Source organism: Nostoc sp. C052, from assembly GCF_013393905.1.
Lineage (GTDB): Bacteria > Cyanobacteriota > Cyanobacteriia > Cyanobacteriales > Nostocaceae > Nostoc.
Genome location: NZ_CP040272.1, coordinates 2839504 through 2861627 on the forward strand (window position 1 = coordinate 2839504; position 22124 = coordinate 2861627).

Here is a 22124-nt window from a genome sequence, read left to right on the forward strand (position 1 = left end):
GCAGCAGGTAAAAAATTCGAGGCTAGCGACTAGGTACTGGTAAGCCAGCGCGGTCTTAAAGGTTTCCTTTATGAACGACTGGCGTCGGATTTCCAGACTTAGAGCGACTGGCATTAGCTACGTTAAGAGCGTTATCCAAAGGTGACTAAGTACGGGGAAAAATCTTCCCTATCCCCAATCCCTAATCCCCAATCCCCAATTAAGCTGATGCGGTAACTTTGTTATTGATGTAATCTACTGCGTCTTGAACCGATGTAATCTGCTCGGCAGCTTCGTCGGGAATTTCGATTTCAAATTCTTCTTCCAAGGCCATCACCAACTCAACAATATCCAGGGAATCTGCTCCCAGGTCTTCCATGAACTTGGCTTGTGGTGTGACTTTATCAGGGGGTTCAACACTCAATTGTTCAACGACGATTTTCTTGACCTTATCAAAAAGTTCCACTTGGCTCATAAATAAAAGTCCTTAACCACTTGCTACGATCTACTCTTTAGAGGAGATATTGTTTTTAGCATATACATCTTATCGTCAAGCGCGATCGCCCGTATACTGTCAAGAGTTTTTCTGTCAGAAAACCTCTGCCATTCCTAAAATAAACGGGGTCAGCTTTCTGGAAAAATTTGGCAGTGGAGCAGGCTACGCTATCGCCGATACTGTGTAAATACTTTGTTTTTCCAATTATTGCTAAAATTTTTTACAATGTCTCGATCAGTATTTACAGCCTTGATAGCAATCAGAATATGGCGATGCTACAGCTTTTAACCTGGACGGTTAAAGGGTTGCTAAACGTCAAACATCAGAATTTTAGTGCTAACAAGGGATGATAAAACAGTTATTGTTTAGAGCGATCGCTCTAACCCAAGCATACTTCTATGGTATCTCAGACACTCAAATACGCTTACTTCCCTGGTTGTGTTGCCCAAGGGGCCTGTCGGGAACTTTACCAGTCAACTCAAGCGCTTACCCAAGCACTAGGTATTGAACTGGTTGAACTTAAAAAAGCTGCTTGCTGCGGTTCCGGCACATTTAAAGAAGATTCCCAACTACTAGAAGATACAGTCAACGCCAGAAATATCGCTTTAGCAGAAGAATTAAATCTGCCCTTACTTACCCATTGCAGCACTTGTCAAGGTGTCATTGGTCATGTAAATGAACACCTCAAAGAATGTCAGACAACCAACCCTGTCTACATTGAACAGGTTAATGGCTTGCTGCATAAAGAAGGCTGTTCGCCTTATCGCGGTAGTACTGACGTTAAACATCTTCTTTACGCCTTAGTAACAGATTACGGTTTAGAGGAAATTACCAAACGAGTCACTCAGAAGTTAAGTGGATTAAAATGTGCGGCTTTTTATGGCTGTTATCTCCTCCGCGCCCAAAAATCTATGCCTTATGATGACCCCTTCCAACCAGAAGCAATGGAAAATGTATTTCGGGCGGTGGGTGCAACACCAATTTATTACCGAGGTCGCACACAATGTTGTGGTTGGCCGCTTTCTAGTTATGCCACTACCCAATCTTTCAAAATGGCGGGGATGCATATTCAGGATGCTTTAACATCTGGTGCTGACTGCATAGTTACGCCTTGTCCTCTGTGCCACTTAAATTTAGATTCCCGTCAGCCAGAGGTAGAAAAGGTGATTGGACAGAAACTAGGTTTACCAGTGTTGCATTTACCCCAGTTGATTGCTTTAGCACTTGGGGTTAGTCCAAAAGAACTGGGTTTAGAACGTCATGTTGTTTCCACAAAGCCAGTGTTGGAAAAATTAGGATTTTAGTTTATTGGTAGTGGCATACGAATAAAACAGGAGTCAGAATACAGAATTCAGGATTCAGAATTCAGAAAACTATACCCATAATGGGATAGAGTTTTCAGGCGAGAATATTTTAATTTTTTTCGCCCACCATTCCACTCGCTTTTAACCAATATTCAGATGCGACTCGACTCGCTCTAAGCGTTGGCGGAGCCTCTCGTAGAGAAGGGTTTACGCTGCGCTATCACCTACTCATACAGAATTAATACTGTTAGCGGTAGCGGGGCGTTTAGCCCATTCTGACTCCTGAGTTCTGAATTCTTCTTATAAAAAGATCCCCAATTTCTTCAAAAAATCGGGGATATGAGCTTTGTGCTTCATGCAAAAGAAAACTGCTGTATCATTTTAATCATTGTTATTTTTGATTTGACGTTGCAATTGTTTTAGCGATTGATAGATATCTGGCAGACGACTATAAATAGCAGATGCTTTGAGATATAGTTTGTGAGGAATGGCTGGAGTTCCAGAGACAATTTCTCCTGGTGGAACATCGTGTAAAATGCCAGTTCGAGCCGAAGCGATCGCACCATCACCCATCTTCGCTTGATTGGCAATTCCCACTTGCCCAGCTAAGATTACCCGATTCCCAAGTTTGACAGCGCCAGCCATACCAGCCTGACCGGCGATCGCACAGCCAGAACCGATTTGGCAACCATGACCTATTTGGACTAAGTTATCAATTACTGTACTGCTACCAATGCGTGTTTCTCCGACGGCTGGGCGGTCAATGGCGGTATTGCAGCCAACTTCGACGCTATCTTCTAGGACTGTATAGCCAGATTGTTGCATTTTGAACCAACCAGTCCGGGTGGGAACAAAACCAAAGCCTTCTGCACCGATGACAGCACCACTGTGAATGACGCAATCTGCACCGATGCGGGTGCGTTCGTGGATGGTACAGTTGGCGTGTAAGATGGTGCGATCGCCGATTTTGGCATCTGGATAAATCACCACATTAGGATGAATTATTGCACCATTACCAATTTCTACCCCTTGTTGAATCACAGCATGGGGGCCAATATAAACATCACTGCCAACTTTGGCGGTAGAGTGAATCACAGCGGTGGGATGAATTTCTGGAAGGGGGCGATATGGTTGGTAAAAAAGAGCGATCGCTTTGGCAAATAACAGTCGCGGATCTGAGGTCGCTATCCAGAGAATACCGCTCTCGTTTGCAAGCTGCTGCAATTTTTCGTCCTGGGGCAAAATTAAAGCAGTAGCATTGGTTTTGCTGATAAAAGACCCAAATTTTGCCCCTTCAACGTAGCTGATAGTACCGTTAGTAGCTTCATCAATGGCTGCTACCCCTGTAATCTCTGGGTCATGGTCTGGGTCGTTAGTCAGGCTATGATGGGTAGCCGTGTCACCAAATTGGCGGAGGATTTCGCTGAACTTCATTGTTGGGTGTATTCAAAATTGATCTACGATAGCAAGATAATTCTCCCTCTTTATGCTCCAGTACAATAATTTTGTAGACGGGTAGCAAAGGACTGACAAATAAAAAAATATTCAATTAACTCTTGTGGGGTGGGCATCATAATAAACTGGGCGCTCATGTTGCCCACCCCACAATATTGGATAATTTATTTCTTGGAGTTCCCCAATCTGACAATCAGACCTTTCCTAGCTTCGCTTCAGGTTGAAATACCTCACCGACATTCTTCTGTCGATGGCTCTCGTTGTAAAGATGAGCCTACTTTTTGGGAATCTTGTCTCAGTAGCGTCTTGAGGCGTTGATTATCTTCAGCAGCGATCGTTTCACCATAGTGATGAAGTTGAAAAAGCTGACAATAACGGTTTTGTTTGGCGCACATCAAGCAGCCGTATGCATGATTACCGTTAGTACCGCATAGTCGATGTCCCATCACTGGGCCCAGAGAAGTATTTTGCTCGCTAGCAACAGTGCTGAGAATTGAGCGCAGTTTTGACTCAAATTCCAATGACAAGTATTGCTTATGTCCTGGTTGTGTACGATCCCATTCTGGAACAATTAATTCCTGTTTTAAAAGACTTGTTTCAATCTCTTCAGACATGACAAGCCCAGACAAAATAACGTGATGGGAAACATGGGGTAATAGTGTGCGTGCTAATTGCCACATTAAACTTTCATCAAACCACTCTTCAACCAGTGGACGCAGATACCAACAACATGGAATGCCAAGATTTACTAAATCTTGCAACAACTGTACCCGACTCTGAATTGAGGCTTGCTCATAGCCTGGTTTTAAGGGTGGTAAACTAACAAAGACAGTAACCCGAAGTGAATGAGGCCGCTCTAAAGTTTTTTTGAGCCGCTCTAGAAAAGATTGACCAGGATGGACTTTGGTAGTGATGTAAACTATGTTGGCAGCTTTGCGGTCAATCAGTGCATCCAGAATTGATAGTACACGTTCTCGATGGGCTGGAATAAAGGGATCGGAGTAGTCGCATAGTGAAATCGGAAAGCCCTTTTGTCCCTCCTGGGTAGCAAAAATGCGGTCTAGCAAAGAATCAAGCAGGTCAACTGGTGCTGAAACATCCTGAAAATTTTGTGGATAGTGATGCCAGTCACGATCTTGATGACAGACACAATAGGCACATTCAATTGGACAACGATTCTGGGCATTTGGTAGAAATGGATTGAGACTAAAGTATTTTACGGCACGCTCCTCATCTGGAACACCAAGCACTGGAAAACCATGCAACATATACTGGCTCCCCTGCAACGTAATTTCAGACGCCGTATTTTTATCAGTGTTCATATATTTTTTATGAAAAAACGAATACACCCTGAAAATTTTGACTTCTCTAGGGTGGCTGGTGTGAATGTATAGTGGCAAGGTGGGAAACGCTAGAAGATTAGTACAAATTTTGATAAGTAAATATAGTTAAGTAGCGATCGCTTGTTCTTAAAGAACAGGTAAATAGCTGAGGTTAACACGGAGACTCTGTTGCTAATAAGCTTTAAGAGTAGGGGTATACTACGATGTACACATTAATGCTAAAACCTAACTTGATGAGTCTTAATTTGCTGTTTTAACCGTAATTTAAGATAGAGATTATTTATCTTCTAGAAAGTTCGAGTTTTGAGATGATTAATAATATCCAAGAATTAAAAGAGCGTTTGTTTACTAGTGAAATAGTAAAAAATGAGCAAGAGCTACAAGGATGTACCCCAAAGGAAATTGCATACATTGAGAGTAAATATGGAGTTTTGCCAAGAACTTACAGGGAAATATTAGGCTTACTTGGGCATAAGCTGTTCAGCATTTAAATTGGGTATAATAAAAAACTGAATTCAGTCAAAAAATGGAATAATGCCAGCAAAAAATCATTTAACTTCTCAGCAGATAGAGAAACTACAAAAAGCTTTAAAACTGGAAGAAAATGGAGAAATAAGAGAAAGAATACTAATTCTCTTGTTGCTTAATGACGGGAAAACACAAGCTAACATAGCAGAATTTTTGGGTTGTTCTTTAAATAAAGTATCATATTGGTGTGTACATGGAGACCCAGAGAATCTAGAAAGCCTAAAAGATGAGAGGATGAAGGGAAACCATAAAAAAGCCACAGATAAGTATATAGAAATATTACTAGAAACTATAGATAAAGAACCAGAAGAATTAGGATACGAGTTTGGCAGATGGACAGCGCAGAGATTAGCAACATATTTAGAGCAACTCACAGGCATACAATTAAGTGGTTCTCAAGTAAGGAGGATATTAGAGAAAAAAAAGTACGTCTACCTCTGGACAAAATATAGCTTAGAGTCCAAGAGGAATCTAGAAAAAAGAAAAGCATTTAAACAGAAAATAGCAGAGTATTTAAGAATAGAGAAAGAGCATCCAGAACGATTACAGGTATGGTTTTGGGATGAGAGTGGCTTTAGTTTAAGGGTGATAAGAAGAAAATCATGGTGTAAAAAAGGTCACTCTAAAAACGTGAGAGGAGACAGAAGAAAAGGGAGAATTAATGTGATGGGAGGATTAAGGTATTCAGATAAGAAAAGATTTGTAGAATTTATTGATAAAGGGAATGCAGACAATTTTTACAAAGTCCTAAAAATCTTTTATGAAGAAATAGTTTTCGATTGGGTAGAAGCTGGTAATCAAGCTAAAGATTTTGCGGAGAAGGGAGCAAAAATAGTTATTATTCTTGATAATGCAAGTTTTCACAAAAAGCAAGAGTATATTAATAAAATTGAAACAGAAATGCCGAATATTCATTTAGAGTTTCTCCCGGAATATAGCCCAGATTATAACTTAATTGAATTGGTCTGGCACTCGACAAAAGAATATATTGCTAATCGGCTATTTCAATCAATTGAAGACCTAGAATATTTATTACATCAACTTTTAAATGAAGGAGAGTTAATTATTAAATGGGGACGAAAACTCAAAAATAAAGGCGATGCTGTTATCACAATTTAAATGCACAACAGCTTAGTGCCGGAAAGCTTATTAGAGGATCGGAATTTGAGTTTTATTTCGACCAACTTATTAAAATGAATGAGTGGCAGCAAGAGATTATCCTTGATTCCATTGCTGAGGGAGAAGAATGTACACCTTTACCTGATAATGCTTTCTGTATCTGTGCTTTACATGGAGATCCGTGGTTTATTATTGCCAATGGACAAGATGACTGTTGCGTTTATTTTCTACATGAAGATTGCATTACAATCAAAGAGTCCAGTAAATCTATAATGGATTGGATAGAGGGATTTGTAGAAAATGCTGAATATTGGATAAGCAGAGGACTAAGATAAAATTTTCAAGTTGTATTTTTGAGAATCAACTTTAACAATAGCCATTATATAAGTCCGCTATATTAATTTTTATAAGTTCCTATTTAAGGACTTTAGTCCTTAAATAGGAAATATCTTAAGCTGTCATAATCTTTTTAGCGAGACTAATCGCTAGTCGCCATTGCTATCCCTGCTAAATAACCGGTTGTCCAAGCACTTTGGAAATTAAACCCACCGGTAACGCCATCAATATCTAAGATTTCTCCGGCAAAATAAAGACCAGGAACTAACCGACTTTCCATCGTCTTGAAGTTGACTTCTTTGAGGTTGACACCGCCACAGGTAACAAATTCTTCTTTGAAGGCTCCTTTGCCGTTGATTAAGTATTTTCCCTGAGTAAGTTCTTGCACTAGTTGATTTAAAGTTTTACTAGATATTTCTGCCCAACGGTCTTCTGTGGTAATACCTGCACGGGCAATGATATATTGCCAGAGACGATGCGGGAGATCAACGCCGCGATGCAATGCGATCGCTTTCTTTCCCCATTCATCCTTAACTGCTAAAACTTTTTCTCGCACTTGTTCCTGGTGCAAAGCAGGTAGCCAATTAATCAATAATGTGGCTTGATAGCGGCTTTCGTGCAGAACTCTTGCACCCCAAGCCGAAAGCTTCAAAACAGCCGGGCCACTTAAACCCCAATGGGTAATTAGCAATGGCCCAGTTTGTTGTAATTGGGATTTTCCACCAGCAGATAAGCGCAACTGGGCAGGGTTAACGCTAACTCCAGCCAATTCCCGCAATTTTTGATCGACAATGTTGAAGGTAAATAATGAGGGTACTGGCGGTTCAATTTGATGACCTAACTCTCGGACAATTTTATAACCTGCAAGGCTGCTACCGGTCGCGAGAAGTAAGCGATCGCATTTAATTGTTTCTCCCGACTTCAAAAGAATATCAAACCCTGCATCTGCTGAGGTTCGTTTCACCGAAGTTACATGCGTACCGATACGCAGTTTAACCCCAGATGTGGCCACCGCTTTAATCAGACATTCCACAATGGTTTCTGAAGTATTGGTGACAGGAAACATCCGCCCATCAGCTTCAGTTTTGAGATAGACTCCGTGAGTGGCAAACCAAGCTACTGTATCTTGAGGCCCAAACCGAGTCAAAGCACCCCGCAAAGCTTTTGCACCTCTGGGATAATTTTGCACCAATTCCTCAGATTCAAAGCAAGCGTGAGTCACGTTGCAGCGTCCGCCGCCAGAAATTAGCACTTTCGCTAGGGGTTGGCGACTGGCTTCGAGTAATGTAACTTCGGCTTCAGGATTGGCTTTAGCACAAGCGATCGCGCCAAAAAATCCCGCTGCCCCACCCCCAATAACTACAATTTGTAAAGGTAACAATTTCAAAAATGTCTCTTTTACAGCACCTACTTTCTAGGCTAGCTGTTATTGGCATTGCTGCACGATTAAAAACGCCACCAAGTTCTTTGGGCGTAACTGATAATCCCGATCGCGATCGCCCCTAGTAGCAGTAGCCAAATTATGCCACCTGGAATAAAAGTAAGAATACCAAATCCTCTCAGTACCCAGACGGCGACACTAATGCCGAGAAGGATACCAAAAATCTGAATTAATCTACGATTTAAAGAAGATTGACTCACCTAATTTTCCTCTCAACTCAACAGAACATTACACTTGATATTGACAATTAAGATATGAAGTTACCATAAAGTTGCAGTTTCATCAGAAATAACACGTAAAAATGGAGAGATGGTATCCAAATTGTGGAGTAAGGTGCTTGATATTAGATCGTGTTTGTGCCATTCTAGCTGTTAATAACGTAGTTTTTCATCTACAAGTATTCTTCCGATAAATTTCACTTAAGTATCAATTGTGTTGATTGTGATAAGAAACACATTTTTTAGAGTAAAGTGATTGAAATAATTAGCAGAAAATCATCGTTTCCGGAAAAGATAAGCATTAGACTGGAACTAAATTTAATGGGTTGGATCTAAATCAAGCTTTATGGCTTGTAGTTTCAACTCAATTTAGGTGGATGAGTTGAGGAGTAACTTAAATCATTATGTCTGCGTCTTATATATCAAACTCAATTATTGCAGGTTCAGATATGGCTTGGAGTCAAGACAAGCAAAAGTTATTGGTACAGGGTGAAATTTTGGTAGAAACGCGATCGCACAAGTCATCAGGTGGCTCAGTGACAGCCTGGATGTATGTGCCGATGGTGCGATCGCATGTTTGGCAGCAATTAACTGATTACCCCCGCTGGGTGCAATATTTCCCCGATATCACCAAGAGTGAGGTAGTACAAAAAGGTGAGGTTAAACGTCTGTATCAAGCAGCACAAAAAGCCTTTTTCTTTTTCACGGCTCAAGTCGAAATTTACCTCAACGTTGTAGAAGTGCTGGGGCAGCAAATTCAATTTCGTATGGTAAAAGGGACTTTTGAGGATTTTGACGCCAATTTAGAACTCAAAGATTGTGGTAACGGCACAATACTTGCTTATACTGTGCAAGCTACACCTCTGATTCCAATTCCATCTATTTTCATTCAACAAGCAATGAACTTAGAGTTACCTGCAAATATGCGTAAAATGCGACAAGTTATGTGTAAAAATCATTAGACATCTGGTGAAAAAGAATTGTTTTGACGTAGCACTGCTACGTCAAAACAAGGGTTCTGGTTAACGTATGTTCCAAGAAAATCGGCGGGAATCCCGCCGATTTAGTCATTGGTACTAATAACTTCGATTTCCCTACGGCTTTTTATAAAAAAGAGCAAACGCGCAGCAAATCGCCATACAGGCGATGTTTTTGTAGCTGTGGGATGAGTTAAGTCCCCAATGATTGCTGTCTTATGCTTGAAATACGAAATCGATTTGATGAATCGACTATGAATCGATTTAGGTAATCGTTGCGGATACTTATAAAAATAGAAAATTCTTAATGTAATAAAAATCATGATTCGATTCAAATGTACCTCCCATTGCTCAATTAATGGGAGTGTTTTAGCATACTCCTTAAACAACTGTTGGATTCGCGTTTGACTTGTTCCATTTGTAGAATCATCAAAAGTTTTTGTTCCTGGATAATATCTAAAATTTCCCCAAAGTTCATTAAAATATCTTACATGAGCTACTTTAACTGCTTTCATTAAGAAATCTATATCCATTACATAATGCTCTTCAACTTTGTAGACTCCAATTTTTTGGTGTAATGATTTGTGGTAAAAGTAAGCCGATGGATTAACCGGAAAAGTAACATCAATCATGCCATCATCATTAATTTGCTTTTCCATCAATAAATCAACTGGTCGTAGTCGTTTAGGTTTATTAATCTGAATTAAGTTGTTTCGATGATCCCAAATATTACAATTACCGACAATCAAGCTAGGTTCTGGTAGATTTGTAAAGAGTTCTGAAATGCGGCTAAGAACATTTGGTTCATAGAAATCATCAACATTTAAAATGCCTATAATCGCTCCTTGCGCCATAGCAATTCCTTTATTCATCGCATCTGATTGTCCCTGGTCTTTTTCAGAAATCCAGCGGATGTGGGGATGTTGATTGGCATAATGTTTGATAATATCTATTGTCTTGTCCGTTGAGCCACCATCGGCGATGATATGCTCAACATCCGCAAAATTTTGGTTGATGACATTTTGAAGGCAAGATTCTATAAATTTATCACCGTTATAAACTGGTGTAATTATACTAATCATTAGTTATCAATGGGGAATGGGGACTGGGGAATGGGGACTGGGAAACCTGGATTTCTCACTTGTGAGAAATCCAAGGGGTGTGGGAGGTGTGGGAGGATGGGGAAGAAGTCTTACCCCCCACACTCCCCACACTCCTCTTCCCCTGAAGCCTACACTATGGGTGAGAAATCCGGGGAAAGAGTTTCCTAATTTCCAATTCTTTTGATGAACATAATATCTAGGGTTCCCACTTTTCCCCTAAAATAATTCAAAAACCCGATCTCTGTCAGAAAACGGGTTTTTGTGTGTGATTTATAAGGTGTAATTATCCAGTGAATACCTCAACTGGTAAACGGCTAAAGGACAACCTTTCATTCTGCACATCTACAAAGATGGTGTTACCGTCGTTGAATTCGCCGCGCAAGATGGATTTAGCAATTTGCGTTTCTAACTCTCGCTGAATCGCCCGCTTCAATGGACGCGCCCCATATACTGGGTCGTATCCTACTTCGGCTAAAAAGTCAAGTGCAGCATCCGAGAGTTTGAGGGATATTTTGCGATCGCCCAATCTTTTCCGCAATCTTTCTACTTGCAATAGCACAATTTGCCGCAATTCCTTCTTATCTAAACCGTGGAAGATGATGATTTCGTCAATCCGGTTCAGGAATTCTGGACGGAAGCTATTTCGCATCGCTTCCATTACTCGACGGCGCATTTCGTCGTAGTGGTTGTTATCTCCAGCGACATCAAGAATGTATTGCGAACCGATGTTGCTGGTCATGATGATAATAGCGTTTTTGAAGTCCACCTTATGACCTTGGGCATCAGTAACGCGACCATCATCGAGAATTTGCAAGAAGATATTGAAGACATCGGGGTGTGCTTTCTCGATTTCGTCGAAAAGAATTACTGAGTAAGGACGGCGGCGAATAGCTTCTGTAAGTTGTCCGCCTTCTTCATAACCCACGTATCCCGGAGGCGCACCGATTAAGCGGGAGACGGCGTGTTTCTCCATATACTCCGACATATCGATTCGCACCAGCGCATCTTCACTATCAAACATGTACGCCGCCAGCGCCTTCGCCAGTTCGGTTTTACCAACACCCGTAGGCCCAAGGAAAATAAAGCTAGCGATGGGACGATTGGGATCGGCTAATCCAGCGCGCGATCGCTGAATTGCATCCGCTACAGCTGTGACTGCTTCTTCTTGGCCAATTACCCGGTGGTGCAGTTCATCTTCTAAATGCAGCAATTTCTCTTTCTCAGATTCCACCAACTTGCTAATCGGAATCCCTGTCCATTTAGAAATAATTTCAGCAATATCAGCTTCGGTGACTTCTTCTCGTAATAGTGATTTACCACTTCTTTGAGTGCTTGCCAATTCGGCTTCTACTGCTTCTAATTGACGATGCAAACTGGTTAAATTGCCGTATTTCAACTCAGCAGCGCGGTTAAGGTCATAGTCGCGTTCTGCTTGTTGAATCTCTAAGTTAACCCGTTCAATCTCTTTTTTAACAGACTGAATTTTGTCAATAATATCTTTTTCAGACTGCCATTGAGTATTCAGTGTTCTTTGTTCTTCTTTGAGATCGGCAATTTCTTTTTCTAATCTTTCTAAGCGTTCACGAGAAGCGGCATCACTTTCTTTTTGCAGCGATAGCTTCTCCATTTCCAATTGCAGAATTTTACGATCAATTTCGTCGAGTTCTTCTGGTTTGGAGGTAATCTCCATTTTTAATCTCGCGGCGGCTTCGTCTACCAAGTCAATGGCTTTATCAGGGAGGAAGCGATCGCTAATATATCGACTCGACAATATTGCTGCTGCAACTAAAGCACTATCAGAAATCTTCACCCCGTGGTGGTTTTCATAACGTTCTCTCAAGCCGCGCAAAATCGAAATACTATCTTCTACACTGGGCTGATCGACAAAAACTTGCTGGAAGCGTCTTTCTAATGCCGCATCTTTTTCGATATATTTGCGGTATTCATCCAGGGTTGTTGCCCCAATACAGCGCAATTCGCCCCGCGCCAACATTGGTTTTAATAAGTTACCAGCATCCATTGCGCCTTGGGTTGCACCAGCCCCAACAACGGTGTGAATTTCATCAATAAATAAAACAATATTGCCGCCAGATTCAGTAACTTCTTTTAATACTGCTTTCAGGCGTTCTTCAAATTCACCCCGGAATTTTGCCCCTGCAATCAAAGCACCCATATCTAAAGCGATTAGCTTGCGGTCTTTGAGAGATTGAGGTACATCACCTGCGATAATCCGCTGTGCTAATCCTTCAGCGATCGCAGTTTTACCAACACCCGGTTCGCCAATTAGCACAGGATTATTCTTGGTGCGGCGAGAGAGAATTTGCACCGTCCGACGAATCTCATCATCCCGCCCAATCACTGGGTCAAGTTGACCTTTACGGGCGGCTTCTGTGAGATCACGTCCGTATTTTTCCAGTGCTTCGTACTTGCCTTCTGGATTTTGGTCGGTCACTTTTTGGCTCCCCCGAATTTGTTTAATAATATTTTTTAGCTTGCCTTCGTCCAAACCGAATTCTTGGAATAAAGCTTTGCCAAAGCGGTCATCTTTAGCGTAAGCCAGCAATAAGTGTTCAATTGAAATATATTCATCTTGAAACTCTTTGCGATATCCATCGGCTCGATCTAGAAGTGTATCCAAGCTGCGCCCTAAGTAGACTGAGGTGCTATTACCTGATACTTTTGGCTGACGTTGAAAAAATTGTTCAGTGCGATCGCGCAGTTTTTGAAGATTAACACCCGCCTTGGTGAGAATTCCAGTCGCTAGACCATCTTGTTCTAGCAACGCCTTCATCAGGTGTTCGCTTTCAATTTGCTGTTGTTGATATTGTTTAACAATATCGGGGGTATGGGCGATCGCTTCCCAGGCTTTTTCTGTAAATTGGTTAGGATTAGTAGGTTGCATAGGCTTTTTCAGGAACGTAGAGGCGCAGTAGCTTATCAGAGGCTACTACCAGAACACCAAGTCAAGTAAATTTCTGTTCTCACATAGATATTGTAAGAACAGCAGAGCGATCGCCTAGATCGGTGTTCACGTCTTGTAAAAGTCGTATTTTCCCGTACTTCCTATTTCCCATTGGGCAATTCTCAATTATTGTACTTAACCCTATACCTAAACCTGCATCAAATCGAAATGATCGTTTAGGGGCTTGGCTGTATTCACAACGATGGTTGGCTGATTGTGCGAGATCGCCGCGTAATAGCGATTTACAAACTCTCTTGCTGTATCAATGTGGCTGTTCTGATTGATAATTGTCAAAAGCGATTGAGTAAGTACGATACCTGACTTTTGACGGGATGTGGAAAAGTCAGAGGGAGTGGGGTGTAGTGAGTAATGAGTAAGGAAAAAATTGCTGTCTTCGGAGCGGGCCGTTAGCAAGAGTGCGATCGCCAAGAGCGTTCCGTAGCAAAGATGTGGTGAGAAATCCGGGTAAGATTGGGTATTTACTCATTACTCATTTCTCATTACTCATTTCTCTCCTGCTCCCACACAGAGTTACCATAATCCCAGGTCGCCTAGTAGATGCTGAAAATGATCATAGGTGTCAACTTAAGCTGGAAATAGCTTATCTGTCGGCTTCCATGCCCGCCCGGAAATAAATTTTCGGGCTAATAGCTTAAGTCTACTGAAGTAGACTGGAGATTTTTGGCGAGATTTAGTCATCTTCAGATGACTTTAGTTATGAGACGGGAATTTCAATTCCCGGCGGACGAGCGGTTTCACGTTAAGTTGACACCAATGGAAAATGATTGACCCCTACGACTTTGAAGATGATGACTTTGACTTTGAGGATGAAGATTTCTTGAAAATAAAACCCATCAGCCAAATGAGCGAAGGGGAAAAGCTACAGCGATTTAAGCGGTTCTTCGACAGCAGCAGCCGTGCGATGTTGCAAGACTGTCTATTTCGTATCGTCGATTACGAAGATGGTACGGGTACGTTAGAAATTCTTTGCCCTAATGAAGTCGTAAGGCAACGCCTTTCCAAGAAAAAGCGCAAAATTACCAATAACATCAACACCTGCTGGAGTCATATCAGATGGTTTTCGCTATGTGTCCAGCAAGATAATGAGTTGCATTGCCAGAAGTTTACCCGTAATGGTGATTTGGTTTAGGGGACTGGGGAAGAAATCAATTCAAAATTCAAAATTCAAAATTAAAGAACTTCTGCCTCCTCTTTCTCAATGACTAATGACTAATGACTAAATAACAAATGGCTAAAAAACAAAAATTTCCTTACCTAGTTGGTTCTAAGTGGACTGCACAGCAAAAAGTTGATGGCTGGCGGCACTTCCAAGTTGTCAATCGTAAAAATCAGGCTAAGTGGGTTTACGCCGAAATGGTTGCTGCTTGCGATCCAAAAGTCCGTTTTTGGATAAATGCCAAATTATTACAAGATAACTCCCAGTGGCAGGCTGGCTGGCAAACATTACAGGAAATCCACGGACTTGAAACTGAGGTGTCCTGAATTTGCCTCGTTCCCAGTCATAGACTGGGAACGCCCATTTTTGGGCTGCCGCTTGCTAATATTTGGCAAATTAATAATTTTTTACAAAATCACCCTAACTTACTCTCAAGCAGCAATTAAACGGTCTTGGCTATCGGCTGAAAACTTGTGATTTATCTGCGATACCTTTAGTGAGCTACGCTAAGGCAAATTCTAGTAGTATTTCCAGCATCAGGCTGCATATACCTCTCTTTCCCCTTGACTCTGCGGCCCAATGCCATGAAAACACGTTGTCATAACATCAGCTAATTCCATGAAAAGCATTCAAAAGAGACAGCTTTAAATTTTTGTTTTTTGTAACTATTTTTATAAAAATAAGTAATAAAATTTTTTTGTTACCTATTTTTAGAGCTTTTAAGGTCTTTATGGCTGATAAAAATCTAAATAAACCTAATTAAGCTCTAATTCACCGGATAAAACCATTTTACAGATTATGACCCACTTTCTTTTCTATGTAATTTGCCCAATAATGACATCAAGAATGAAATCCAACAAACCTCACGCATCGCCATCTCAGGAAAGGTGAAGGCAAATGTTTGAGCCACAAGTTTGACCAAAAGCTATAAGAGGGAAACAACAGTGAAACTAGCAGTCTACGGAAAAGGTGGTATCGGTAAATCCACAACTAGCTGTAATATATCCGTCGCCCTAGCTAAACGTGGCAAAAAAGTGCTGCAAATTGGTTGCGACCCCAAACATGACAGTACCTTTACCCTGACTGGGTTTTTGATTCCCACAATTATCGACACCCTCCAAGAAAAGGACTATCACTACGAAGATGTCTGGCCAGAAGATGTGATTTATAAAGGCTACGGCGGTGTGGATTGCGTAGAAGCTGGTGGCCCACCTGCTGGTGCTGGATGTGGCGGTTATGTAGTCGGTGAAACCGTAAAATTACTTAAAGAACTCAACGCCTTTGATGAATACGATGTAATTCTCTTTGACGTTCTGGGTGACGTAGTTTGCGGTGGTTTTGCAGCACCACTCAACTATGCAGATTACTGCCTGATCGTTACAGACAACGGCTTTGATGCTTTGTTTGCTGCCAATCGGATTGCTGCTTCCGTCCGCGAAAAAGCAAGAACTCACCCACTGCGTCTAGCTGGGTTAATTGGCAATCGCACCTCCAAGCGCGACTTGATTGAAAAATATATAGAAGCTGTGCCCATGCCAGTTTTGGAAGTTTTACCTTTAATTGAAGATATCCGTGTTTCCCGTGTGAAAGGGAAAACTTTGTTCGAGATGGCAGAGCAAGATCCTTCCCTAGACTACGTTTGCGACTACTATCTCAACATCGCTGACCAAATTCTGGCGCGTCCCGAAGGTGTTGTACCTAACGATACACCAGATCGGGAGTTGTTCTCTTTGTTGTCCGATTTTTATCTAAATCCGGGTAAACCCCAGGTTCCTAATTCAGAAGAGGAACTAGACTTGATGATTGTATAAATCACCAAGTTCTCAGGATGGGGGACAATAATATGGCTTTCTTTCACAGCTTTACGGATTCAATAAAACAAAAGTGGTTGCAATTTTTCCAGAATAATCGAGACTGGATTACCCTGCACATGGAAGTGGAATCAGTGTACACCCCTGATGGCGGGAAGCGACCACCTTCTTACCTCATCCTGGGAGTTCTTAACGCCCTAGAGCCAAAGCTAGCGCAGTTAATGTTGCCCTTTGCCAAACTCAATCCTGACGCCGATACCCTGATTGAAGTGCTGGATTTGCATTTTGACCCAGATTTAGCTCTCGGTAATCGCTTCGTCGGCAACCCAGATGTTGAGAGATACGTAGAAGAAGCAGCAGCTATCGTTGACGAAAAGCCTGAAGATGAAACATTGACACATTCTCATACAAATGGCTTTGCGGCGGCGGTAGTTCCAGAATTCGCAATCCTGGATTCTGATAATGAAAGTCTGGGGATTGGCGAGTTGGAGGAAACCGAAAATGGCTTTGGCGATACTTCCTTAACCAACGGACATGACGCAAAAGATGAGTCTCTCCAAACCTCTAGTTTAGAAGCAGATGAGTTTGGGGAAATTGCCTTCGATTCAACAGTTGCAATCGAAGTAAAGCTGGATGAAGAAGAAGCGCTTGAAGATAGTCCACTAGATGAGAATGCGTTTAAAGACGTGTTATCAGATGTCTGGGGTGATGAAACAGCTTTGCAAAAGGCTGAAGAAAATAACGATTTTTTGGGGGAAGAACTGCCAGCAGGCGTTTTTGATGAATCAGAAATTGCCCGTCTCTTCCCCAATGCTTAATTATTGTCGTTCTTCGCAATTTTAAGGTTTAGATTTGGGGTTTTGGATGAGGAATTAGGGAAATTGTCGTTAGACAGCGGATACTTTTGTTGTCCCAGCCTTCAATCCAAAATTATCAATCTAAAATCTGAAATTGGTTGAACTGCCATTAAATATCAAGGGGAGAAAAAACCAAAATGACTGTCGCTCAACAACCAGAAGCTTTAAGCTTTGAATGTGAAACTGGGAATTACCATACTTTTTGTCCAATTAGCTGCGTGGCGTGGTTATACCAAAAAATTGAAGATAGCTTCTTTTTGGTGATTGGGACAAAAACTTGTGGCTACTTCCTGCAAAATGCGATGGGGGTGATGATTTTTGCTGAACCCCGCTATGCAATGGCAGAGTTGGAAGAAGGCGATATTTCAGCACAACTGAGTGATTATGAAGAGTTAAAGCGGTTGTGCTTGCAGATTAAACGCGATCGCAATCCTAGTGTAATTGTCTGGATTGGCACTTGCACCACCGAAATTATCAAAACTGATTTAGAAGGTTTAGCACCGAAGCTAGAATCTGAAATCGGGATTCCCATCGTTGTAGCGCGGGCAAATGGTCTAGATTACGCCTTCACCCAAGGGGAAGACACTGTGTTAGCAGCAATGGCTAACCGTTGTCCTGATAAGTCTCCTGTGGCGGAAACAGAGAAAAGTGAACGTAATGCGATCGCAAAATTGCTCAACTTCGGTAAGAAGAAAGAAGATGTCGCCCAAGATGAATCTGAGTACGTGGATCATCCACCCTTGGTTCTCTTTGGTTCCCTTCCCGACCCCGTAGTTACTCAGTTAACCTTGGAACTGAAGAGACAAGGCATCAAAGTTTCCGGCTGGCTACCCGCCAAGCGCTTCACAGAATTGCCAGTACTGGAAGAAGGGTATTATGTCGCTGGTGTCAACCCCTTCCTCAGCCGCACAGCTACCACCTTAATGCGCCGCCGCAAGTGTAAACTCATTGGCGCACCCTTCCCCATTGGCCCCGATGGCACTCGCGCTTGGATTGAGAAAATCTGCTCGGTGTTTGGTATTACTCCCAAGGGATTAGATGAACGGGAAGCCCAAATTTGGGCAGGCTTGGAAGATTACGTGAAACTAATTCGCGGTAAGTCTGTATTCTTCATGGGTGATAACTTGCTGGAAGTTTCCCAAGCAAGATTCTTAATCCGTTGCGGGATGACTGTTCACGAAATCGGCATTCCCTACATGGATAAGCGCTATCAAGCTGCTGAGTTGGCACTGTTAGAGAAAACTTGCCAGGAAATGAATTCACCCCTGCCAAGGATTGTAGAGAAGCCGGATAATTACAATCAACTTCAGCGAATTTATGAGTTGAAACCAGATTTGGTAATTACTGGTATGGCTCACGCTAATCCATTGGAAGCACGCGGTATTAATACAAAGTGGTCTGTGGAGTTCACTTTTGCTCAAATTCACGGCTTTACGAATGCGCGTGACATGTTAGAGTTGGTGACTCGTCCGCTACGTCGGAATAATAATTTGAAAGATTTAGGTTGGGATAAGTTGGTGAGAGAAGAAGCGAAGATTTAGATTTTGGTTTAGATTTAGCAACAGCATATAATTAAGGCGAACTTTTTAGGTTCGCCTTTTTTGTCTCACAAAGGCGCAAAGGAAGAGCGCCTAAAAATAGTTATAATCAGGTGTATATTGCTAAATCATAACTTAGATAAAATTTAACCATTAGAGTTAATTATGCTTAAGCTCAATCCACAAAAGCTACCATTTCTAGAGTCTATTGGTTGGCAGCTAAAAAATGTATATGAAATGAGTGAGAAAGAAATTGTTCAATTGTATCAACGCAATTGGCATCATCAAGCTACCTTCAAAAATTTAAAACAAGAAGAAAAAGATTTTGTTCATTATTTAGCAAAAAAATATAACTCCTGGATATTACCGGATTTTGAAATGTTTCATGTCGAGCATCATAATAATATACTTAAAATCCTTAATGCTTTCAATCCAGAAGTTTTCAAAAAAGCTTCTGCATACTTTGGCGGTGGTACACTCTTGGCGTTAGAATATGATGAATACAGGCTTAGTAAAGATATTGATTTCCTCTTCCCTTATGGAACTGAAAATTACAGGTATTTAAGAAATTTGATTTATGACGAAGGAATTGTAGCATTATTTCAAAGTACAACAGATATCGAATTAGGTGACAGTACAATAAATCAATATGGTATTCGTTTCCTTGTTGTAGTCAATGAAACAACTATTAAAGTAGAAATTGTAGCCAATGGGATTTTTACTTTAGACTCTCCTGTTTATCCGAAATGGACAAAAATACCTTGTCTGAGCATAAGCGATAGATTTACATCAAAACTAATGGCTAATGCTGACCGATGGAACGATTCAAGTACACAATCTAGAGATTTGATTGACTTAGCAATATTGCGTGTAAATAACGAAATCCCCGCACGTGCGATCGCTAAAGCTGAAGAAAACTACGAAGTAAAAAAGCCATTAATTAAAGCCATCACTAATTTTATTGAAAAAGAAAGATATAGAGATCAATGTTTTCATGAGTTAAACATACCTAAAGAAAAATTTTCAATAATAATGGATGGAATAAATTGGCTTCTTGTTGACTTTAAATCTATAAATTAAAGTAATTTAAAATGCAATTATTACTACAAAACGAGCGAGAATTTATTATTAACATGGGTGATGGAATTTTAAATCGATAAGATATGTACAGCTTTGAAAAACTTGTTGCTTGCCTAATATTTACCTTACCAATTCCAGGTTAATTACTCAATTAATCCAGTTGCATGAAAATGGTTTAGATTTTGCTGATGCTTTTCATCTAATTCATAGTCAGCACTGTTCTGAGTTTTATACATTTGATGAAAAGTTTGTCAAAAGAGCCAAGGGGCTAACGCAGTGCGAAGTTAAAAAGCTTTAGGCAGTAAATCTAAAGGTTTGGATGGAATTATGTACATTAATTCTGCGCCATCTGGTTTAATTTCTGTAGACGGAGTTAATTTAAGCCAGTCATGAAAGCTGATTCCTAATTGGGATATGGCTTGCAATTCTGTTTGGTAAGATTCAAAGCGGCGATTGGTTTCAATCATAGATTCCATTACTTCAAATACTTGGGGAAGACGTTTGTAAGCTTCTTGCTTCAAATCATCCTGACTCGGCCCGAACCAACCGGCTTGAACCTCAACGCGAGTTAAAATTGCTGCTGGCAGCGAATCTAACCATTTATTAGAGTCTTGCGCCATCTTAAACAAATTCTCTCGTTGCAGATCAAACACAGCATTTTCATCCAAAGTTGGGTCAATCCATTGGTAAATTCGGGTTAATCTTCGCAAATCAATCTGACCTTTGAACTGAGGTTGTAAATATGCTCCTGGGTTAGAAGTGAGCAAAAGTTCAACATATTTTTGAATACGAGAATGAATAACTCTAGACCCTTCTTGAAAGCGGCGAAGTGCTGTATCGTGTTCCTCTAATTCTAAATAGCAACGTGCTTCAGCTAAGTAGGCTAAAGATAAAGTTAGCAAGTACTCATCAGCAATTTGGCTTTTTTGCTCAATTTCGATATCAGTATATTCAGTATAAATATGTTCTGCCTCTAAGAAACGATTAATAGCTTGTAAAGCGCTACTTCTACGATTTTCAGGTTTAGTCATTGTGAAAGCATTAACTGCTAACTCAATTGCAGCACGAAAATTAGCATAGAAACTAAGGTCTATTTTGCGGTTGACTTTGCTCAATAGTTCTTCCGCTTGTTTGAGGCGTTTTTCTAGCTCATTGAGACGCTGTGCTATTACAGCAAAGCCCATTACTGAAACACCTAGATTAAGTACGCTAGCAGCAGTAGTTACTTGCAAAAAACTTTGAGTTAATTGCATATTCTGCCCAATTTCCCCTAATTGATTTTCAATCCCGCCTAAACGCCCGTTGACATCCGCGAAGCCTTTTCCTGAAATGGCCGCATTAGCTACTGTTCCAATCAGGTTTACCCCTGAAACAGCTATGTTACCTAAACTTGCTTGTTCAACTCCACCTAAGCGTCCGTTGACATCAGCTAATCCTTGCCTTGTAACAGCAGTATTTGCCCCAGAAGCAATTATATTTGCACCGGAGAAAACAAGGTTGAGTAAATTATTAGGGGAAGAACTTGATACTGGAATTGGAAAATTATTGGGTTCCCTTAACCACGTAACAATCTGTTTGCTTGTTGCGTGTATAATTACACCCCCAACCCTTTCTAAAGTCCCATCTTGCAGTCCTTTAACAATCCAATTAGCAAGTGTAAAGGTTACTGTCAATGGTATAGTCATACTCTTCTCTTGATAAAATATCTGCACTTTACTCAGTATTCCCCTATTGATATGTTGTCTAACAATTCAGCTAATACTAATGTGAGTTCTATTCTGTCTAATAGCGATCGCTTTTTTTAACTAACCGCCAAGACGCCAAGGAAGAAAAGCAAGCGATCGCTCAAATTCATCTCACTGATACCATTTCACTAAAAAATGATACACATGCAATACGATTCGGTTAAAGGGGAAAGGGTAAAGGGGAATAAAAAACCTTTAACCCTTACCCTTTTCCCAAACCTTATTCTGAGTTCAAAATGCTTATCCGAACCGTATTGGATACACATAGGGAAGCAGAGGAAGTGATTTGTATCAATAATTTCGTGAAATGGTATGAGATACAGTTACAATATGCTGATAAAGATACGAAAACTGTCATACAAGTTATTATGCTAGTTGAACCACCATCTGAAGAAGACGAAACTACCTATCTTCTGAAATCAGAAACTAACAAAAAACATCTACTCAAAGCTTTAGAGAATGTAGAGAAAGGTAACTTAATTTTTGTTAATTTAGATGAATATGAAAAAATTGTCTTTGAACCACACACAAACTTATAAAATTGAATAATATTGATAATTTTGACTTTTAAATATTATTAACAATAAAGTTTATTGATGCTGGGATATTATTTTATTTAAGGCGATCGCTCTTTTTTAACTAAAGTATGTTTGCT

General features: G+C 40.7%; 23 protein-coding genes. 13 read left to right on the forward strand and 10 right to left on the reverse strand.

What is annotated here, in order from left to right; translation table 11 throughout:
• Positions 1 to 199 precede the first annotated feature (199 nt).
• Entirely contained in the window at positions 200 to 454 is a 255-nt protein-coding gene (gene acpP, locus FD723_RS11320) for an acyl carrier protein (protein ID WP_179065427.1), read from the reverse strand.
• A 49-nt stretch (positions 455 to 503) separates the two neighbouring features.
• On the opposite strand from acpP, the gene FD723_RS11325 reads away from it, so the two are divergent.
• Positions 504 to 662: a hypothetical protein gene (locus tag FD723_RS11325; protein ID WP_179065428.1), complete on the forward strand. Its 159-nt coding sequence runs from the start codon at positions 504 to 506 to the stop codon at positions 660 to 662.
• Positions 663 to 873: 211 nt separating this feature from the next.
• A complete protein-coding gene (locus FD723_RS11330) occupies positions 874 to 1779 on the forward strand; it encodes a CoB--CoM heterodisulfide reductase iron-sulfur subunit B family protein (RefSeq protein ID WP_179065429.1) in 906 nt (301 codons plus the stop codon).
• 381 nt (positions 1780 to 2160) lie between these two features.
• Here FD723_RS11330 and lpxD read toward each other — a convergent pair whose 3' ends face one another.
• Together lpxD and FD723_RS11340 are read right to left on the reverse strand one after the other, a co-directional pair.
• Positions 2161 to 3213: a UDP-3-O-(3-hydroxymyristoyl)glucosamine N-acyltransferase gene (lpxD, locus tag FD723_RS11335; RefSeq protein WP_179065430.1), complete on the reverse strand. Its 1053-nt coding sequence runs from the start codon at positions 3211 to 3213 to the stop codon at positions 2161 to 2163.
• A gap of 251 nt (positions 3214 to 3464) precedes the next feature.
• Complete coding sequence (locus tag FD723_RS11340; protein WP_179065431.1) at positions 3465 to 4556, reverse strand: hypothetical protein; 1092 nt, start codon at positions 4554 to 4556, stop codon at positions 3465 to 3467.
• A 329-nt stretch (positions 4557 to 4885) separates the two neighbouring features.
• Between FD723_RS11340 and FD723_RS11345 the strand changes: the two genes are divergently transcribed.
• The 3 genes from FD723_RS11345 to FD723_RS11355 all read left to right on the forward strand — a co-directional run bounded on the left by FD723_RS11345 (position 4886) and on the right by FD723_RS11355 (position 6559).
• Positions 4886 to 5068 carry a hypothetical protein gene (locus tag FD723_RS11345; protein ID WP_179065432.1) on the forward strand — a complete coding sequence of 61 codons (183 nt, stop codon included), beginning with the start codon at positions 4886 to 4888 and terminating at the stop codon, positions 5066 to 5068.
• Between the two features lie 43 nt (positions 5069 to 5111).
• On the forward strand, positions 5112 to 6224 hold the full coding sequence (locus FD723_RS11350; RefSeq protein ID WP_179064039.1) for an IS630 family transposase: 1113 nt from the start codon (positions 5112 to 5114) through the stop codon (positions 6222 to 6224).
• A gap of 74 nt (positions 6225 to 6298) precedes the next feature.
• On the forward strand, positions 6299 to 6559 hold the full coding sequence (locus FD723_RS11355) for a hypothetical protein (RefSeq protein WP_179065433.1): 261 nt from the start codon (positions 6299 to 6301) through the stop codon (positions 6557 to 6559).
• Positions 6560 to 6702: 143 nt separating this feature from the next.
• Here FD723_RS11355 and FD723_RS11360 read toward each other — a convergent pair whose 3' ends face one another.
• Complete coding sequence (locus tag FD723_RS11360) at positions 6703 to 7941, reverse strand: NAD(P)/FAD-dependent oxidoreductase (RefSeq protein ID WP_179069114.1); 1239 nt, start codon at positions 7939 to 7941, stop codon at positions 6703 to 6705.
• A 65-nt stretch (positions 7942 to 8006) separates the two neighbouring features.
• The gene (locus FD723_RS11365; protein WP_179065434.1) at positions 8007 to 8201 is read right to left on the reverse strand and encodes a hypothetical protein; all 195 of its coding nucleotides are present in this window, start codon (positions 8199 to 8201) and stop codon (positions 8007 to 8009) included.
• 422 nt (positions 8202 to 8623) lie between these two features.
• On the opposite strand from FD723_RS11365, the gene FD723_RS11370 reads away from it, so the two are divergent.
• Entirely contained in the window at positions 8624 to 9181 is a 558-nt protein-coding gene (locus tag FD723_RS11370; protein WP_179065435.1) for an SRPBCC family protein, read from the forward strand.
• Between the two features lie 101 nt (positions 9182 to 9282).
• Here the strand turns inward: FD723_RS11370 and FD723_RS11375 are convergent, their stop codons facing one another.
• The 4 genes from FD723_RS11375 to FD723_RS11390 all read right to left on the reverse strand — a co-directional run bounded on the left by FD723_RS11375 (position 9283) and on the right by FD723_RS11390 (position 13748).
• Positions 9283 to 10278 (reverse strand): glycosyltransferase family 2 protein, encoded by a 996-nt coding sequence (locus FD723_RS11375; RefSeq protein WP_179065436.1) that lies wholly within the window; start codon positions 10276 to 10278, stop codon positions 9283 to 9285.
• 304 nt (positions 10279 to 10582) lie between these two features.
• Positions 10583 to 13201, reverse strand: coding sequence for an ATP-dependent chaperone ClpB (gene clpB, locus FD723_RS11380; protein WP_179065437.1), 2619 nt, complete (start codon positions 13199 to 13201; stop codon positions 10583 to 10585).
• Positions 13202 to 13408: 207 nt separating this feature from the next.
• Positions 13409 to 13555, reverse strand: a complete 147-nt coding sequence (locus FD723_RS11385; protein WP_179065438.1) for a hypothetical protein — start codon at positions 13553 to 13555, stop codon at positions 13409 to 13411.
• 49 nt (positions 13556 to 13604) lie between these two features.
• Positions 13605 to 13748, reverse strand: a complete 144-nt coding sequence (locus FD723_RS11390; RefSeq protein WP_179065439.1) for a hypothetical protein — start codon at positions 13746 to 13748, stop codon at positions 13605 to 13607.
• A gap of 294 nt (positions 13749 to 14042) precedes the next feature.
• Here FD723_RS11390 and FD723_RS11395 point away from each other — a divergent pair, with 294 nt between their 5' ends.
• From FD723_RS11395 to FD723_RS11420, 6 genes are all read left to right on the forward strand, one after another.
• Complete coding sequence (locus tag FD723_RS11395) at positions 14043 to 14411, forward strand: hypothetical protein (RefSeq protein WP_179065440.1); 369 nt, start codon at positions 14043 to 14045, stop codon at positions 14409 to 14411.
• A gap of 98 nt (positions 14412 to 14509) precedes the next feature.
• Positions 14510 to 14764, forward strand: coding sequence for a TIGR02450 family Trp-rich protein (locus FD723_RS11400; RefSeq protein ID WP_179065441.1), 255 nt, complete (start codon positions 14510 to 14512; stop codon positions 14762 to 14764).
• Positions 14765 to 15382: 618 nt separating this feature from the next.
• Positions 15383 to 16249, forward strand: coding sequence for a ferredoxin:protochlorophyllide reductase (ATP-dependent) iron-sulfur ATP-binding protein (gene bchL, locus FD723_RS11405; protein WP_012410753.1), 867 nt, complete (start codon positions 15383 to 15385; stop codon positions 16247 to 16249).
• Positions 16250 to 16281: 32 nt separating this feature from the next.
• Positions 16282 to 17067 carry a DUF5331 domain-containing protein gene (locus tag FD723_RS11410; protein ID WP_179065443.1) on the forward strand — a complete coding sequence of 262 codons (786 nt, stop codon included), beginning with the start codon at positions 16282 to 16284 and terminating at the stop codon, positions 17065 to 17067.
• 176 nt (positions 17068 to 17243) lie between these two features.
• Complete coding sequence (locus FD723_RS11415; RefSeq protein WP_179065444.1) at positions 17244 to 18647, forward strand: ferredoxin:protochlorophyllide reductase (ATP-dependent) subunit N; 1404 nt, start codon at positions 17244 to 17246, stop codon at positions 18645 to 18647.
• A gap of 162 nt (positions 18648 to 18809) precedes the next feature.
• On the forward strand, positions 18810 to 19724 hold the full coding sequence (locus FD723_RS11420) for a nucleotidyl transferase AbiEii/AbiGii toxin family protein (RefSeq protein WP_179065445.1): 915 nt from the start codon (positions 18810 to 18812) through the stop codon (positions 19722 to 19724).
• A gap of 284 nt (positions 19725 to 20008) precedes the next feature.
• On the opposite strand, the gene FD723_RS11425 is transcribed toward FD723_RS11420, so the two are convergent.
• Complete coding sequence (locus tag FD723_RS11425; protein WP_179065446.1) at positions 20009 to 21409, reverse strand: hypothetical protein; 1401 nt, start codon at positions 21407 to 21409, stop codon at positions 20009 to 20011.
• 296 nt (positions 21410 to 21705) lie between these two features.
• Here FD723_RS11425 and FD723_RS42685 point away from each other — a divergent pair, with 296 nt between their 5' ends.
• Positions 21706 to 22008, forward strand: coding sequence for a hypothetical protein (locus tag FD723_RS42685; RefSeq protein WP_256875146.1), 303 nt, complete (start codon positions 21706 to 21708; stop codon positions 22006 to 22008).
• Positions 22009 to 22124 lie beyond the last annotated feature (116 nt).

Excerpts from the sequence above, each read along its gene's own strand:
- acpP (WP_179065427.1), bottom strand. The coding sequence starts at position 454 with ATGAGCCAAGTGGAACTTTTTGATAAGGTCAAGAAAATCGTCGTTGAA.
- FD723_RS11330 (WP_179065429.1), top strand. The coding sequence starts at position 874 with ATGGTATCTCAGACACTCAAATACGCTTACTTCCCTGGTTGTGTTGCC.
- lpxD (WP_179065430.1), bottom strand. The coding sequence starts at position 3,213 with ATGAAGTTCAGCGAAATCCTCCGCCAATTTGGTGACACGGCTACCCAT.
- FD723_RS11340 (WP_179065431.1), bottom strand. The coding sequence starts at position 4,556 with ATGAACACTGATAAAAATACGGCGTCTGAAATTACGTTGCAGGGGAGC.
- FD723_RS11345 (WP_179065432.1), top strand. The coding sequence starts at position 4,886 with ATGATTAATAATATCCAAGAATTAAAAGAGCGTTTGTTTACTAGTGAA.
- FD723_RS11350 (WP_179064039.1), top strand. The coding sequence starts at position 5,112 with ATGCCAGCAAAAAATCATTTAACTTCTCAGCAGATAGAGAAACTACAA.
- FD723_RS11355 (WP_179065433.1), top strand. The coding sequence starts at position 6,299 with ATGAATGAGTGGCAGCAAGAGATTATCCTTGATTCCATTGCTGAGGGA.
- FD723_RS11370 (WP_179065435.1), top strand. The coding sequence starts at position 8,624 with ATGTCTGCGTCTTATATATCAAACTCAATTATTGCAGGTTCAGATATG.
- FD723_RS11375 (WP_179065436.1), bottom strand. The coding sequence starts at position 10,278 with ATGATTAGTATAATTACACCAGTTTATAACGGTGATAAATTTATAGAA.
- clpB (WP_179065437.1), bottom strand. The coding sequence starts at position 13,201 with ATGCAACCTACTAATCCTAACCAATTTACAGAAAAAGCCTGGGAAGCG.
- FD723_RS11390 (WP_179065439.1), bottom strand. The coding sequence starts at position 13,748 with ATGAGTAAATACCCAATCTTACCCGGATTTCTCACCACATCTTTGCTA.
- FD723_RS11395 (WP_179065440.1), top strand. The coding sequence starts at position 14,043 with ATGATTGACCCCTACGACTTTGAAGATGATGACTTTGACTTTGAGGAT.
- FD723_RS11400 (WP_179065441.1), top strand. The coding sequence starts at position 14,510 with ATGGCTAAAAAACAAAAATTTCCTTACCTAGTTGGTTCTAAGTGGACT.
- FD723_RS11410 (WP_179065443.1), top strand. The coding sequence starts at position 16,282 with ATGGCTTTCTTTCACAGCTTTACGGATTCAATAAAACAAAAGTGGTTG.
- FD723_RS11415 (WP_179065444.1), top strand. The coding sequence starts at position 17,244 with ATGACTGTCGCTCAACAACCAGAAGCTTTAAGCTTTGAATGTGAAACT.
- FD723_RS11420 (WP_179065445.1), top strand. The coding sequence starts at position 18,810 with ATGCTTAAGCTCAATCCACAAAAGCTACCATTTCTAGAGTCTATTGGT.
- FD723_RS11425 (WP_179065446.1), bottom strand. The coding sequence starts at position 21,409 with ATGACTATACCATTGACAGTAACCTTTACACTTGCTAATTGGATTGTT.
- FD723_RS42685 (WP_256875146.1), top strand. The coding sequence starts at position 21,706 with ATGCTTATCCGAACCGTATTGGATACACATAGGGAAGCAGAGGAAGTG.